General features: G+C 60.6%; 12 protein-coding genes. 6 read left to right on the top strand and 6 right to left on the bottom strand.

What is annotated here, in order from left to right:
* The 6 genes from BV034_RS19605 to BV034_RS19580 all read right to left on the bottom strand — a co-directional run.
* Window positions 1–3,530, bottom strand: a 3,530-nt coding sequence (locus tag BV034_RS19605) for a sialate O-acetylesterase (RefSeq protein ID WP_050028680.1), incomplete at its 3' end; no start/stop codon positions are given.
* A 126-nt stretch (window positions 3,531–3,656) separates the two neighbouring features.
* A complete protein-coding gene (locus BV034_RS19600) occupies window positions 3,657–4,028 on the bottom strand; it encodes a hypothetical protein (protein ID WP_050028679.1) in 372 nt (123 codons plus the stop codon).
* A 146-nt stretch (window positions 4,029–4,174) separates the two neighbouring features.
* Window positions 4,175–4,729, bottom strand: coding sequence for a GNAT family N-acetyltransferase (locus tag BV034_RS19595; protein ID WP_050028678.1), 555 nt, complete (start codon window positions 4,727–4,729; stop codon window positions 4,175–4,177).
* A gap of 22 nt (window positions 4,730–4,751) precedes the next feature.
* Window positions 4,752–5,999: a sialidase family protein gene (locus BV034_RS19590; protein WP_050028677.1), complete on the bottom strand. Its 1,248-nt coding sequence runs from the start codon at window positions 5,997–5,999 to the stop codon at window positions 4,752–4,754.
* Window positions 6,000–6,113: 114 nt separating this feature from the next.
* A complete protein-coding gene (locus tag BV034_RS19585) occupies window positions 6,114–6,863 on the bottom strand; it encodes an SGNH/GDSL hydrolase family protein (protein WP_050028676.1) in 750 nt (249 codons plus the stop codon).
* 81 nt (window positions 6,864–6,944) lie between these two features.
* On the bottom strand, window positions 6,945–8,123 hold the full coding sequence (locus BV034_RS19580; protein ID WP_050028675.1) for an acyltransferase: 1,179 nt from the start codon (window positions 8,121–8,123) through the stop codon (window positions 6,945–6,947).
* 137 nt (window positions 8,124–8,260) lie between these two features.
* On the opposite strand from BV034_RS19580, the gene BV034_RS19575 reads away from it, so the two are divergent.
* The 6 genes from BV034_RS19575 (at window position 8,261) to BV034_RS19550 (ending at window position 14,555) form a co-directional block, all read left to right on the top strand.
* Window positions 8,261–9,340, top strand: coding sequence for a substrate-binding domain-containing protein (locus tag BV034_RS19575; RefSeq protein ID WP_050028674.1), 1,080 nt, complete (start codon window positions 8,261–8,263; stop codon window positions 9,338–9,340).
* 174 nt (window positions 9,341–9,514) lie between these two features.
* On the top strand, window positions 9,515–10,051 hold the full coding sequence (locus tag BV034_RS19570; RefSeq protein ID WP_050028673.1) for a sigma-70 family RNA polymerase sigma factor: 537 nt from the start codon (window positions 9,515–9,517) through the stop codon (window positions 10,049–10,051).
* A gap of 17 nt (window positions 10,052–10,068) precedes the next feature.
* Window positions 10,069–10,569, top strand: a complete 501-nt coding sequence (locus tag BV034_RS19565; RefSeq protein ID WP_050028672.1) for a hypothetical protein — start codon at window positions 10,069–10,071, stop codon at window positions 10,567–10,569.
* Between the two features lie 20 nt (window positions 10,570–10,589).
* Window positions 10,590–11,288: a hypothetical protein gene (locus BV034_RS19560; protein WP_050028671.1), complete on the top strand. Its 699-nt coding sequence runs from the start codon at window positions 10,590–10,592 to the stop codon at window positions 11,286–11,288.
* The gene (locus BV034_RS19555; RefSeq protein WP_050028670.1) at window positions 11,281–12,051 is read left to right on the top strand and encodes a hypothetical protein; all 771 of its coding nucleotides are present in this window, start codon (window positions 11,281–11,283) and stop codon (window positions 12,049–12,051) included. The genes BV034_RS19560 and BV034_RS19555 overlap by 8 nt, the downstream gene beginning before the upstream one ends.
* Window positions 12,051–14,555 carry a PSD1 and planctomycete cytochrome C domain-containing protein gene (locus BV034_RS19550; RefSeq protein WP_050028669.1) on the top strand — a complete coding sequence of 835 codons (2,505 nt, stop codon included), beginning with the start codon at window positions 12,051–12,053 and terminating at the stop codon, window positions 14,553–14,555. The genes BV034_RS19555 and BV034_RS19550 overlap by 1 nt, the downstream gene beginning before the upstream one ends.
* The last annotated feature ends 39 nt before the right edge of the window (window positions 14,556–14,594 follow it).

The following is a 14,594-nucleotide window of genomic DNA, read 5'->3' as shown; positions in this document are numbered from 1 at the left end:
TTCTTGAGCTGGATGCCATGTCCCGGTCCGGTCGCGAGCACCTTCCAGTCGCACTTGGACCGGAAGCCTTCAAAGGCAGATGTGATCTCCCCTGGGGCAGTGAAGGTCAGCCCATCGTCCTCACTGCGCATGTAGAAACAGCGCTTGTAGTTCAGGCAGTACAGGAAATGGATGACGCCCGTCTTGGCATCCACGATGGCCACCGGATTGTTCACCGTCTGTTCCTTCTCGCCACCTTCTTTCTTATGCGGGTTGCCTTCATCACGGGCACCGTGGTGGGCGATGTGCTGGGCAGCAGAGAAGGTCTTGCCGCCATCGCTGCTGCGGCGCAGGTGCACTTCGATCTCACCCCAGTCTGCAGGGCTGGTGCGGCGGGCCTCGCAATACGCCAGCACGGTGCCCTTTGGAGTGACCACAATGCCAGGGATGCGGTACAGGGAGACGCCATTTTCGCCACCCACAAAGAGGTCCGTTTTCTCCGCCTCATCTGCCGCTGGTGCAGCGGGGGTGGAATCCTTCCAGTCATCGGTGCGGAAGGGGGAGGCGGGCAGGCCGACGCCATTGACGAGATTGCCCGTCGGGTTGCTGTCCCAAGCATAGCGCACCGCTGCGGGCTGGGGCACTTCAGGGTTAGAGATGACGACGGTGCGGCCGGCGATGGTGGCGGTGGCAGGTTTCCACTGGCGGTCGGTACCGGCAATCAAGAAGTCTTTGAGCGGTCCGTCCTTCGCTGTCAGTCCTCTGTCGGCATGGTTGAACGTGACCGTCACCTTGCTGCCTTCGATCCTGTGCTCTGCTGGCAATGGGCCGGAGTAGGAAAGCAGTTTTTCGCGATACACCCGATCCAGCGCCCAGAGGGCAAGGCGGTTGCCCACGGCGGCCTTGTTGCGGGGGTGGTTGTCATTGGCTTCGCCCACGTCCACCGTGACGGCCATGCCGGTGTTGCGGACGGAGAGCGTCTTGAGCATGGCTTCCCTCACGAGCGGGCGGTAGTCCTTGCGCTCGAAGTTGGGGAGTTGCACCCAGGCAAACGGGAGTTCCCGTCCCCAGCGGGCGCGCCAGTCTTCGATCAGAAGGGGAAGTTGCTTGTCGTAGAGCCGGGCTTTCTCCTCGGTGGCCGTGTTGTGCTCGCCTTGATACCAGATGACCCCACGGATGCCATAGGGCAGCAGCGGAGAGATCATGCCGTTGTACAGGTTCGCGGGATGGTTCTGATCGGTGGAGGGTTGGGTTGGCTCCTGGGGTTTGCGGGGCGGGGGATTGCCAGCCGCTTTCGCCTGCTGCACGCGTGTCTTCCACGTGGCCAGCGCTTTTTCGTAGGATGTCTTTGCCTCGTCGGGTTTGAAGGCGGCGTCTTCCGTCTTCCACCGCTCCAGTTGCGCCTTCAGTTCGGGCACCTTCTTCTGGGCGTCTTCGCTGGTCCAGGCGGCGATGTCTGTACCACCCCAGGAAGAGTTGATCATGCCCACAGGGACCTGAAGCTTGTCCATCAGGTCCCGGGCAAAGAAGTAGGCCACGGCGGAGAAGTTGCCCACGGTTTCAGGAGTGCACACCACCCAGGAGCCTTCGCATTCCGCCTTGGGTTCGCGGCTGGACTGTTTGGCCACCGTGAAGACGCGCAGAGTGGGGCGGTTGGCAGCGGCGGCTTCTGCAGGGGGATACTGGCCGCGGCTGAAGAGGTACGCCATGTTGGACTGGCCAGATGCCAGCCACACCTCGCCGACCAAGACATCCTTTACACTGAGAGTTTTCGTGGGGCTCTTCACCTCCAGAGTCTGTGGTTCCGGGGATGCGGTGAGGCGACCAAAAACGACGCGCCATTTGCCATCGGCAGTGGTACGGGTGGCCTTGGTCTGGCCAGCCAGGGTGACGGTGATGGGCGTGCTGGGTTCTGCCCAGCCCCAGATGGAGGCGGCAGCGCCTGCTTGCACCACGGCGTGATCTGAGAAGAGGGCGGCGAGGCGCACTTCCGCCGGCGGGGGCTTCGGCCAGTCGTCACTGCGGAAGGGGCCGGCAGGGAGGCCGGCGCTGTTGTAGAGGTTGGCTTGCGGCCAGTCTTTCCAGGCATAGCGCACGGCGACTGGTTGGGGGATCTCGGGGTTCGAGATGATTACCTGACCGTTCTCCAGGCGTGCGGTGGCGGGCTTGAAGTTGCGGTCTTCACCCGCCACGAGAAAGCCCGTCAGCGCTCCCTCGGCTTTACCATCCGGACTGGTGGCGAGGCCATCGGCCGTGTTCTTAAATGTGAGCACCAGGTTGCCATCGCGAGGTTCGGCTTTCTCCAGCGCGGGACCCTGAGCGACCAGTTTTTGTTCGTAAACATCGTGAAGCGCCCAGAGCGCCAGGCGCTTGCCCACGTCTTGTTTGTTCTTCGGATGCACGTCCAGGGCCTCGCCGATGTCGATCGTCACCGCCATGCCCGTCTTGGGCAGCTTGAGGTTCCGGGTGTAGGCCTCGCGGATGTCCACCCAGGCGTCGTTGCGTTTGATGTTGGGCAGTTGCACAAATCCGAATGGCAGATCACTGCCCCAGGTCTTGCGCCAGTCATTGATCAGGAGGGCCAGTTGTGCCTCGTAGTAGCGGGCTTTTCCGGGTTGGGCATTGGCCTCGCCCTGATACCAGAGGATGCCCTTGATGGCATAGGGGGCGAGAGGGGCGATCTTGCCGTTGAACAGGTAACCGAGATTGGTTGAGCGATTGAGCGTTTCTGCCGGATCGCGGGGCTTGCGTGGGATACTCTTGCCAGCCTCTTTTGCAGCCTTCACTTTCACTTCATAGTCGGCCAGTACCTTCTGGTAGCGCTCGGCTTCTTCAGCAGCGTTGTAGTGGGTCTTGATCTGCTCCACGCCCGCGACGAAGTCCTTGAGGGCGGGATCGGCCTGTTGGGCCTCTTTGCGAGTCCACGCTTCAATCGGGGTGCCGCCCACCGAGGAGTTGATGACACCGACAGGGCGACCCAAGACTTGATGCAATTGCCGGGCGAAAAAGTAGCCTGTGGCGGTGAACCGGCCGACGGCTTCGGGTGAGCACACCACCCATGAGCCTTTGGCTTCCTCTTGTGGTGTGTTTGCACCGCGGGAGCCTTCCGTGAAGACTCGTATGCTGGGGAAGTTGGCGGCGGCCTTTTCTGCGGCGGCATCTTTGGCCCCCTGCACCATCATGGCCATGTTGGACTGGCCGGACCCGAGCCAGACTTCGCCTACCAGCACGTCCTGGATGGTCACTGCTGGGGAGTTGCTTCCTTTGACCGTCAGCGTTTGAGGGTTGGAGCTTGCCTCCAGCGGGGTTAGGGCCAGCTTCCACTTGCCATCGGCGCCCGTTTTGGTGGTCTGCGTCTGCCCGGCCACCGTAACCGTGACCTCCTCGCCCGGTGTGGCCCAACCCCAGACTGGAGGTGATTGGCCGGACTGGAGCACCATGTGATCTGAGAACAGAGCCGGTAGCCGGAGTTCAGCGGCGTGAAGCAACGAGCCACCCAAAAGGGTGGCGGCGATGCCCGGGAGAAGCTTGAGGAGCGTGCGGCGAATCATGCAAGGCAGGGTGAGGGGTTGAAGCGCGATCCCGGTAACGCGCCCAAACACGGCGAAATAGCGCAAAACATTCTGCGCGGACTGGAGAATTGATTTGACCAGTGAGCTGACGCTGGCCCAGGAGGTCTAGCATCGATGACGTTCAAGCCTCTTACCGTGAGCGAGGAGCCGCTCTTCCACGAAGGGAATCACCCCCACTGGAAGTAGGAGGAATCCGGGATGGACGACAATGGACTTCCCCAGACCATCCGATAGGAAAAGGAAGGGGATGCTGGTGTCTCCCGCGGGATCAGGTTTGTATTCCGCGCTGGTGATCTCGGCGAACGAAAGTGTGGTCTCGCCCAGGATGCCGACGAAGGTCAGGGAGCTTTCACCTAAAATGAGGCGCTGCTCCGGCTTGCAAATGTTCATCCAGATCTGGATGGCAAGCATTAGGAGGCACAGGATGCCGTCTCCGATGACCATCCAAAATGGAGCCCCAAAGAGCGCGAGGCCCATTCACAGCAAGGTATTACCCCCAATGACAGCCCAGCCAACCCAGGGAGCCTGTTGCATGAGGGGCAGTGTCAGAGTCCTGGTCATGGCCGGGGGGGCTGGATAAGTCGTGCTTTCCTAGAACGCGGAGTCAGGCGGTGATCAGGATTTCATGACCTCACGTCGAGCTGTAGCAAGTAGTGATCATACCGCTCATCATCAGGTGATGCGACGTCCTGAAATCCCACCCGTTGCAGCACCGCCCTTGATTTGTCATTGCCTCTTTTCGTGCGGGCGGTGAGTGCGCGAAACCCCGCCTTGGCGGCCTCTTGGCACATTAGCTTCACTGCATTGGTCATCACTCCGCGATGATGCGTGGAGGACCAATAGCCCATTTCGGCTCCTTCAAGGTCGTTGCTCTTGATGTCGCAAGCTGCGACCACCCCCCCGGCGTTGTCCTGCACCATGAAGGAGAAGTGGGTGTTGTCCTTCCAGCCTGCGTGCGTCCAGGTGATCCAACCTGCGGCGTCGGTCTCCTGGTAGGGTTCACCTTCAAACCGCTCTCTGAACAGCAAGTCATACACCAGCGGCTCATTGGCACATCTCGCGATCGCCAGGAGCTGGTCCGGCGTGGGTTCGATCTGATCCCCGCTGACCAGGAAATAGGTGGCACCAGTCAGGGCATTCTGAAAGGGGAGGCGCAGAGGGTAGGGGAAGTTGATCATGCTGCTTTGATGGTATCACCCTTCACCTCGCATCTGGGGTGCTGGCAAGACTCTCTCTGCCGGAAGTCAGCCACTCCCAGTTGTATCTCACGAAGTGCAGTTCGTCCCAGTAGTGTGTGGTGCCCTTGTCGCCCCGTTCGTAGAGCATGCCGATGGATTGATCGTCCAGTACCACCAGGTCCGCATAGGAGCTGGGGTGGGGCCAGATGGTGCGACCGGTGCTCCAGGTGGCCCCTTCATCAAGACTCCAGCGAACGGTGAGATTGTAGCGACCGTAGGGATGCTCGGGCTGCCGATAAGGTGAGGCCGGGCTGGCGAAGAGGAGACGATTGAGGGTTTGTCCCTGGAAATCTGCCAGCGTGAACCGCTCAACCGGACCATGACAACGGGGCGTGATCAGCTCCTCCAGTCGATGAAAATTCACCCAGGTCTCGCCACCATCATGGCTTACGCCTGTCAGGTGACGAAGATTGTCTGGAGCGTCTTCGCTGCTTTCATTACGGGAGACGACACGGAGGTCACCGTTGGCGAGCTCTACGATCTGGCATTCGCTGGTGTTCAGACCGATGTTGCCTCCGAGCTTCCACGACTTGCCCTGGTCGTCGCTGTAGAAGGTGTGGGCAAAACTGCGCAAGCGCCCCTTGCCGATGTCTTCGCGATGCCGGGCCGGTACGACGATTCGCCCCGCTTTTGCACCCCTCTGGAGCTTCAGGACGGTGTTGCCGGGGCCGATGCCATAACGCTGGGCCCAGTTCTTTTCCCATTGGGCCATGCGACCTTTGGGGTTCTTCGGCGGTTTCGCGTCTTCGTCGGATTTGCCTTGAAGTTGATCCCATTCCGGCCGGGTGACCTGGGCGTGAATGGAGTGAGGTCCTTTCCAGGTGACGCCATGGTCGTCACTCGTCAGCACATGAAAGGCCTTCTTGTCCCGTAGAAAGAACAGCCAGATGCGCCCTTCGATCACGCCAACCGTGATGTCGGTGGTCACATTGTCGCCATCGTCCAGAACGGTCACTTCCTCGCCCCAAGTTCGGCCTTGGTCGGTGCTGCGCTTGAGCACGATGTCGTGATTGCCGATGTCGCCCGGACCATCATTGCGTCGCTCGGCGATGACCAGGAGGTCTCCGGTGGTCGCCTTGATCAGTGAAGGAATGCGGTAGTTGGGTTTGTTGTCCGGCGTCAGGGTGAAGACCGGAGTTGTCTCGAAGAGAGGCTCGGCTTGAGTTGCCGAGGTGAGGAGGAGAAAACTAATGAAGGATATGAACCGCATGGCAGTTGGGGGAGTGGTTTCCTCCCGCCAACGTCCAGACGATGGACCATGTTGCACGTTTTCTCTGTGTAGGTGCGGCCGTCGATCATGACGGCCCAATGATTTCCAAGACTCTTACTTTTTGGCAGGCAGTTGCGACTCGATGCTAGCGGCCACCGTCTTTGCCAGTGTTTCTGATCCCGCAGGGGTGAAGTGGACGTCCTTGGGGATCTGCAGCTTGGCCACTTTGGGCTGGATCTCTTTGTAGAGATCATCCACTGCGACCCCTTTCTCCTGCATGACTTTGGCGGCGATCGCATTGTACTCGGTGACGCTGCCAAAGGTGCGGGGCGGATTGAGCGGTCCCTCAGGGATCGGGGTGGTCGTGGCCCAGATCAGTTTGGCACCCGTGGCCTTCATTTGATCCACCAGCTTGCGCAGATTGGCTTCATAGTCCGCAGGCTCCACCTGGCGCTTGCCATCTGGCATGTGCTTGAGGTCATGAATGCCCCAGTTGAAGTGGATGACATCCCATTTGTCATTTCCACCTGTGCTGAGCCACTTCGTCAAATTCGTCACGCCGTTCTTGGTGGGACCGCCATTGGTGGGAATGCGGTGCACATTGGCTTTCCCCTCCAGAAGTTTCCGAACCGGAAGTGTGTAGCCGATGGAGATGGAGTCGCCGATGATCAACACCCGTGGCAGACCGGCCACGTCCTGTACCTGGCCGAGGGAGGGCAGGGGAGCAGTTTTGGTCCCCTTCTTCGCGGCGGGTGCATTCGGATCATCGGGCAGGGGTACATCGGCCGGCGCGGCAGAGAGGGTGCCAATCAATGCGAGTGCCAGACGGGAAGCGAGGAAAAGGCGTGAGAACGGTGCATGCATGAATCCGAGAACGGTAGAAGCGAAGCAGAACTTAGCGATCTGGGAGGAGAATCCCTCATCGTTCTTGGAATTAGCGGACGATCAGGGCGACTGGCCGCTTGGTGGGCTTGGGCTCGCATGGACAGTTGTCTGATTCTGGAGGCGTTTACGCAGCCTGGTTCCAATCGCAATGCTGGGGCTTTCGATCCACCTGTAGGCGAGATAAGCCGTTGCGAGGACACAGGGATACATGGCGCAGCACAGCGCGAAACTCGTCAGCGGAGGGATGGGGGCAGAGGGGTAAACGCGGGTCAGCAACTGCCAGAACTTGGTGAGCACCGGTTGGTGAATCAGGTAAAAGCTGTAGCTGACCATCCCAAGAAAGACGAGGTGCCGGGTGAGGAAACTGGAGGCGACGGAGCTTTGGATTTGCCATCTGCCGGAAAGCAATCGTTCAAAGGCTACACCCGTACCCAGCGCTGCAATGAGAAATGAAAAAGGTGCTGTGGGTTTCGCGAAGGGGGCAAGCACGGCCATTCCCGCGACGCACGGGAAAGAGATTCGAGAAAGCAAACGTGGAGTGACTCCAGCGATTGCTTGCTGGGCAATGTATCCTCCGAGCGACCAGCTGAACCAGTAGGCGAAAGGGGAGCCTGCGATCAACATGGGCAGGGGTCGCTGCCCAGACGTGAGCAAACAGGCATCAACGAGCCGAATGAGAATCTCGCAGATGAAGGTGACGATCAGGCTCCGCTTCCATCCGAAGCGTTGACTCAGGAGCAAGAGAGCTGGATAGATCAAGTAAAGCTGGAGTTCGACGCCAATACTCCAGAAAGAAGGGTTGATGCCAAAGAACGTGCCCTTGCTCAGATTGTGAATGGACAGAACATGAGAGGCCAGCTGCTTGATTCGTTCTCCGGAGTCGATGTGCCATGAGCCCCACGGCCACACGAAAAAGAAGGTGGCGACGGCGAACAGGTACGGAGGGTAGATTCGGAAAAACCTTCTGCAGAAAAATCCCAACCATCCGGATTCATTGCTGCGGATGTGACTCAAGTGAATGCAGAAGCCGCTTACGACGAAAAAGATGGCAACGCCGTAGGAACCATAGGTGAAGGGATAGAGTGCGAGGAAAGACAGTGGGGCACTCCAATCTCGAAAAAGGCCCTCCCATTTCAGTTGATCAAATCCGAACGACGTTCCCAGGGCGTGGAACAGGAACACTCCGAGGATGGCTAGTCCTCTCATCACATCAACAAACGGCAGGTTCGATTTTAGCATTTGGGACACGTGGTCGAGGAATTCTCCTGTGAGGCAACCCTAGCAGGGAATCTGCAGGATCCAATGAAGAGAGTTGTGGAGAGCCCATGCCGGTCAAAATACTTGACCAGTTTCCCAAGAGCCGCTGAACTCCCTGAATGTCCGCTACCCCTGTTCGCCCTGCGAAGACCTCTTTGATCGTGGAGACCGCGAAGGCCTTGCGCTTGGGCATTGCCTCAGGCCAATGGAAGGGGCATCTCCCGGGGGAGCGCGTTTTGTGCAATCAGTGGCAGGTTAGCCGGCCCACCTTGCGAGCGGCGGTTGAGTTGTTGAAACGTGAGCTGCTGCTGGAGGTTGGCCAGGGGCGTCGCACCCGGATCCTTATGCAAGCTGAGGCGGTGGCGGCGCGTCCTTTGACCGTGGGATTGCTCAGTCCTGAGTCCCTGGAGTCATTGCCGCCGACCGTGATGCACTGGGTGGATGAGCTGAGGAGTCATCTGGCCGCTTCCGGTCAGCTCTTGAAGGTGACCGTGGGGAAGGGAGGGTTTGGTAAAAAGAGCCCGGTTCAGGCGCTGGAGGTCATCACCTCCGGCTCACCAGCCACGGTGTGGGTCTTGTATCAGGCGACTGAGGCAATGCAGCGCTGGTTCGAGGAAAGCGGGCTGCCCTGTGTGGTGGTGGGTTCCACCTTCCCCGGCGTGACGCTGCCTTCTGTGGATCGGGACTACCGGGCGTCCTGCCGGCACGCCGTGGGAACGCTGGTGCAGCGCGGTCACCGTCGGATTGCGTTTCTGCTTCAGGAAAATCGCTTTGGCGGCGACCTGGAGAGTGAGGCGGGTTTCCGCGAAGGTGTGGCTGCGGCCGTGCGCCGGGAGATCGCAGGGGAGATTGTGCACCATAACGGTGCCGTGGATGGCATCTGCACCAGTCTGGACATCCTGCTGGCAGGCCGGGCCCGCCCTACCGCCTTGCTGGTGGCGCGTTCAGGCTATGCGCTGACGGTGCACACCCATCTCCTGCGACGCGGCGTGCGAATTCCGCAAGACATGGCGGTGCTTTGCCGGGACGACGACGCCTTCCTGGACTGGGTCGTGCCCCGCATGACCCGGTATGCCGTGAGTCCGGTCGCCTTTGCCAAGCGGATTTACCACCTGGTGATCAAGCTGGTCGAGGAGGGGCGGGCCAAAGAAACGGGGGTTAAAGTGGTGCCTGCCTTCTTGGGCAGGGAGTCAGTGTGAGGGCCGAAGGAGGGCAAGGAGATTAACCCGCCGTGTGACAACTGCGCGACGCAAAAAATTTGCGCTCCCCAGTGAACCTTTTTTCCGGCAGACTCCACGTAGAGTTTGAAAGGAGGCGCTGGGCGACCGGTGCCGCTGCACGATCACCCGTCTGTCTTGTCCTTACACTCTGCCGTGGAATCCGCCCCCCATCCGCCTCTGCTAGAGCGCCTCTTCAGTGAGAGCTCCGGGGATCTCTCACGCTATTTCACCCGTCGCCACGGGGCAGGAGAAGCGGTGCAAGACCTCGTGCAGGAGACGTTTCTTCAGATGGCCCGGAGCCTGGAAGACGGGCGGAAGCTGGAGTGCGCCCGGGGATACCTGTTTGGCATCGCTCGCCGGATCAGCCAGGCCGCCTGGACGCAGCGGCAAAAGGACCAGAATGTGGTGCCCTTTGATCCTGAGGCGTCGAACTCCCACGGAGAGGTCGCCATCGCAGTGATGCCTGGCGATGACCGGGTCACGGAGGCGCGCGAGACCATCGCGGGACTTTCCCCCTTGCAGCGGGAGATCCTGGATCTGCGGTTTTCGCAGGACCTTTCCTATGCAGAGATCGCCCAAGTGCTGGGCATTCCCGTGGGCACGGTTCGCTCCCGAATTCATCACGCCGTCGCCGAAGTACGGCAACGTCTATCGGCGGACGCTTCAGGCTCCGCCCACCTCAACCCTTAGCAAAGAAACCCAAGCCTATGAATGCACAAGAACTACAGGCTCTGATCGTGGACTGGCGCATGGGAGAGCTCCGGCCAGAGGTCGAGGCACTGCTCGAAGCGTATCTGGCCCAGAATCCCTCTGCCAAAGAGGAATCAAAACGGATCGAGGAAACACTGGCCGTGACGAAAAAAGCGGTGCAGGCGCATCCAGAGCTGGTGCCATCTCCGGGAACCGAGTTGAAGGAGGCGCCCAAGGGGGCCGGTCCAGCCCGTCGATCTCAACTCCCCTGGCTGAAACTCGCTGCCGCTCTGGCGGTGGCAGGGGGGGTAGGTCTCTTCGGGTACCAGCTTGGTGCAGGAAATGCCAGCGCTTCTGGCGCACTCGCTCCGACCCAGATGGAGAAATCCCGTGGGCCTGCCTCCGAAGTACGACCGGCACTGGCGGTCAACGCAACGCCCAGTCCCTGGGCAAAATACCGCATCTCGGGCAACAATGATCGCCAGGGCCTTCTGTTCACCCGTGTGGAAAGCAACTAGTATAGAAATTTTTGAGTTCGATGAAACTGATATCCCATCTTGTTCTGTTGTTGGGCGGGGTCCTGATGATCACCGGCTGTCTTCCTCACGAGCGGGTCTGGTGGTCGCCTGACGGCGGCCAGGCAGCCGTGCTTCTGGAGGACGGGCTGCACGTGCTGAAGCCAGGCGAAACACCTGGTGCTCCGCTGGTGCCTGGCAACTCGCAGAGCGCGGAGCTGCCGGGTGGCGTGAGCTGGCTGCCCGATGGTTCAGGATTTGTCATGGTGCGTACTCGTGCCTTCCCCACCTGGGATCTGGCACGAGTTCACATTCCGGCGAAGGAGGTCGAGGAAGTAGAGCGCCTGTCGCTCGGAGTTCCTGGTTGGGTGGAGACCCTGATGGCCTCGGGTGCTACAGCGAAGACGTCACAGGAATTGCTCCAAGGCTCCCCGCTGACAAAGCGAGGTCCGCAGATGGCCGCCTTCCTCTGTGCGTATGAACGCAAGCAGCAACTCATCGACGCGATGCTGAAGCGCAGCCCTGCAGGCCAGGAGCTGATCAAGCAGATTCAAGAGGAGAAACCCCTCCACGTGGTGCATGAGATTTGTGTGGTGGATCTCAAGACGGTGAAGCCGGGGGGGGGCGGAGCCGCGCATCCTTCTGCGGAGCCTGCGGGCCCTTACCTCCCCCAAGGTTTCCTCGCGCCATGCCACGGTGGCGTTTCTCCGATTGATGGATGAAGATGAATGGGCCTCGCTCGAGGTGTGTCCGCTGAAAGGTGGAGAGTCCACCGGGCTCGCCCAGCAGGTGGGCGCAAGCTATGACTGGAGCCCTAATGGGCGGTCGCTGGTGTACACAGGGGCCTTCTCAGGGACTGGAAGTGTGATGCGCCGCGTTCACCGGGTGACGGCTCTGGATGAGGAGGGGAGGCTTGCGAGTGAGGACGTTAGGCAGAATCCCGACAACTTGGCGCTCGCAGTGATGCCATCGCCCTACCGGGTCCAAAGTTTGCCAGATGGCCGGGTCCTTATCTCCGCACTCCCACTCACGCTGCCCATGGCGGGCACGGAGCCAGAGGTCGAGTCACGTCTCTACATTGTCTCGGAGGACGGCAAGACGCTGACCCCCGTGCCAACAGCCCCAGGCAGTCTCCCCAGTGATCTGGGCTACTTTGTGGTTTCTCCTGACGGAAAACGGGTGGCTGTGGCAGAAGGGGGCTCTGACGCAGTTGCCGTGGTGGATCTGGGTTCAGGTAAAACGGCGATCGTCTCCCCGGCCCACCCGAACTGGCAGTGCCGCACGCTGCCCGCCTGGAAGTCGGCCACGGAGCTCACCTTCGCGGCACTCGATGGCACCCCGGCTGCACCCCGCTGGATGATCTGGTCAGAGGAGTCCGGCACCCGGAGCCTGAGCGGCTCCTGGCCAGCGCAAAGGACCACGGAATGGCTGGAACTCAAAGAGGATCGTAAATCTCAACCGGCAGCAGAAGCCAAGACGCCGTGATGCTCTGCAGGCACCTCCCATTCTGCCTGGCGGCAGCCAGCCTTCTTGGCCAGGTCTCCGCCAGGGCAGATGACGCCACCGCCGAGGGTGGAGTGCGCTTCTTCGAGGCGCGCATCCGCCCGATTTTGGTGGAGCACTGCTATGAGTGCCATTCGGCTGAGTCAGGCAAGGCCAAGGGCGGACTCGTGGTGGACACGAGGGAGGGATTGTTGAAGGGCGGAGAGGGGGGCGCGGCCGTGGTGCCAGGAGATCTGGCCAAAAGCCGTCTGCTCATCGCTGTAAAGCATCTGGATGCGGATCTGGAAATGCCACCGAAGAAGCCCAAGCTTCCCGCAGGTGTCATTGCAGACTTTGAAAACTGGATCAAAACCGGCGCATCCGATCCGCGCGTTGGGCAGGTCGCCAATCATAACGCATCCAGCATCGATCTGGATGAAGGGCGTCACTTCTGGAGTCACCAGCCTCCGGTGACCGTGGCCCCACCGCCGGTACATGACACAGCTTGGGCTCGTCGTCCGCTGGATCTCTATGTCCGGGGCAAACTCGAGGACGCTGGGGTGTCTCCATCGGACGACGCCAGTCCAGCCTCCTGGCTTCGGCGCCTGCACTTCGATCTTGTAGGTTTGCCCCCTTCGCCTGAAGAGGCGGCTGCTTTCGTGGTGGGGTGGGAGACGTCCTCGGCCATCTCCGCTTCTGCGCTGGATGCGCATCTGGCCGCTAAGGTGGATCGTTTGCTGGCCAGTCCCCGGTTTGGCGAGCGCTGGGGGAGGCACTGGCTGGATGTGGCGCGGTTCGCGGAATCAAATGGGCGGGAGTCCAATCTCACCTTTCCCCATGCGTGGCGGTATCGGGACTATGTCATTGATGTGTTCAATGCCGATCTGCCGTACGACCGATTTCTTCAGGAGCAGATTGCCGGTGATCTCCTGCCTGCTGCCGACAACGCTGAACGCGCAAGGCTGCTCATCGCGACCGGATTCCTGGCCATGGGGGCAAAGGGGCTGAATGAAATGAGCAAGGCGCAGTTCGCCGCCGATCTGGTGGATGAGCAGGTGGATACGGTGACCCGGGCGGTGCTGGCCAGCTCTGTGGCCTGCGCGCGCTGTCATGATCACAAGTCTGACCCCTACCGGATGGAGGACTACTATGCGCTGGCCGGCATTTTCCGCAGCACGCGCACTTACTATGGCACCTGGATCGATTCCGAAAGCAACAATGGCGGGGAGCTGCTGCGACTCCCCAATCTGCCGGGAGAGGTGATTCCCAACAGATCCCTGCGCGCTCAGGAGGTGGCAAAGCTGAAGGCAGATCTGGCCACGCTTAATCGCGAAGAAGAGGTGCAAAATGCCATGGTGAAGAGAGCGCTGGAGGAGGGGCGGGACATCAGCAAGGACTCCTTCAAGATGTTGCAGAATGCCATCCGGATCTACTGGAGCCGGGGAGGGATCGAAGGACGACTCCAGACGGTGGATGACGAGGGGCGGGCCCTTCCTCTGTGCATGGGAGCCACCGATGTGGAGCCGGACAAGGTACAGGATGCCGCCCTCCTGGAGCGTGGCGACATCAGCCACCCAGGACAAAAGGTGCCCCGAGGTCTGCCAGCGGTCTTCACGAGAAAGGGGCAGGTTGTGCCAGGAATGCCAGCGCGGCAAAGCGGGCGGTTGGAACTGGCCCAATGGCTAGGGTGCCGGGAGAACCCGCTCACTGCGCGTGTGATGGTGAACCGTATCTGGCGGCAACTGTTTGGCATCGGTCTTGTGCGCACAGTGGACAATTTTGGCACCACCGGGGAAATGCCCAGCCATCCTGGGCTGCTGGACGCTCTCGCGGTGCAGTTCATGGAGAACGGCTGGTCGGTGAAGTCCGTGGTGCGGGAAATCGTGCTGTCACGCACGTACCGGCAGTCAGCCGGGTATCGCGCTCAGGCCTACGAGCAGGATCCTGACAACCGGTTGCTCTGGCGCATGCGACCCCGGCGCCTGGATGCGGAGGTGATCCGCGATGCCATGCTCGCGGTTTCAGGGAATCTGGACGTGTCGCGTCGTCGGGGGTCTTTGGTTGCCGAGCTGGACGGCCAGTCGGTTTCGCTCATCGGGTTCAATGAAAAAATTCCCGCTGACCTGGACGGTTCCCGCCACCGGTCTGTGTACCTGCCCGTGTTGCGCGACCAGTTGCCGGATGCGTTGCAGACCTTTGACTTTGCCGAACCAAGCCTCGTGACGGGGGATCGGGACGTCACCAATACCTCGCTCCAGGCTCTCTACCTCCTGAACGGCCGGTTCGTAAGAGGGCAGGCGGAGTCGTTGGCCGGTCGGCTCAGCCAGGGAGCCTCGTCCACTGAAGACAGGATTCGACTGGCGTTTCAGCTTTGTTTTACCCGAGAACCCGATGCCGCTGAGATGCGCCTGGCCCGGCAGTATCTTGAGGCCGGGGGACAACCCAAAGTCTGGACAGCCTTCTGCCAGTCCCTGCTGGCCACGGCAGAGTTCAGGCTGGTGGAGTGAGCACACGCTCCGCAATCGATCTTCATCTGACTCCGGCTG

It is taken from the genome of Verrucomicrobium sp. BvORR034 (genome assembly GCF_000739635.1).
Classification (GTDB): Bacteria; Verrucomicrobiota; Verrucomicrobiia; order Verrucomicrobiales; family Verrucomicrobiaceae; genus Verrucomicrobium.
This window is presented reverse-complemented; position numbering and strand designations above follow the sequence as displayed.

Bases quoted from the DNA above. Each gene is read 5' to 3' on its own strand.
- BV034_RS19565 (WP_050028672.1), top strand. From the start codon at position 10,069: ATGAATGCACAAGAACTACAGGCTCTGATCGTGGACTGGCGCATGGGA.
- BV034_RS19585 (WP_050028676.1), bottom strand. From the start codon at position 6,863: ATGCATGCACCGTTCTCACGCCTTTTCCTCGCTTCCCGTCTGGCACTC.
- BV034_RS19550 (WP_050028669.1), top strand. From the start codon at position 12,051: ATGCTCTGCAGGCACCTCCCATTCTGCCTGGCGGCAGCCAGCCTTCTT.
- BV034_RS19555 (WP_050028670.1), top strand. From the start codon at position 11,281: ATGGATGAAGATGAATGGGCCTCGCTCGAGGTGTGTCCGCTGAAAGGT.
- BV034_RS19575 (WP_050028674.1), top strand. From the start codon at position 8,261: ATGTCCGCTACCCCTGTTCGCCCTGCGAAGACCTCTTTGATCGTGGAG.
- BV034_RS19560 (WP_050028671.1), top strand. From the start codon at position 10,590: ATGAAACTGATATCCCATCTTGTTCTGTTGTTGGGCGGGGTCCTGATG.
- BV034_RS19600 (WP_050028679.1), bottom strand. From the start codon at position 4,028: ATGGGCCTCGCGCTCTTTGGGGCTCCATTTTGGATGGTCATCGGAGAC.
- BV034_RS19590 (WP_050028677.1), bottom strand. From the start codon at position 5,999: ATGCGGTTCATATCCTTCATTAGTTTTCTCCTCCTCACCTCGGCAACT.
- BV034_RS19580 (WP_050028675.1), bottom strand. From the start codon at position 8,123: ATGCTAAAATCGAACCTGCCGTTTGTTGATGTGATGAGAGGACTAGCC.
- BV034_RS19595 (WP_050028678.1), bottom strand. From the start codon at position 4,729: ATGATCAACTTCCCCTACCCTCTGCGCCTCCCCTTTCAGAATGCCCTG.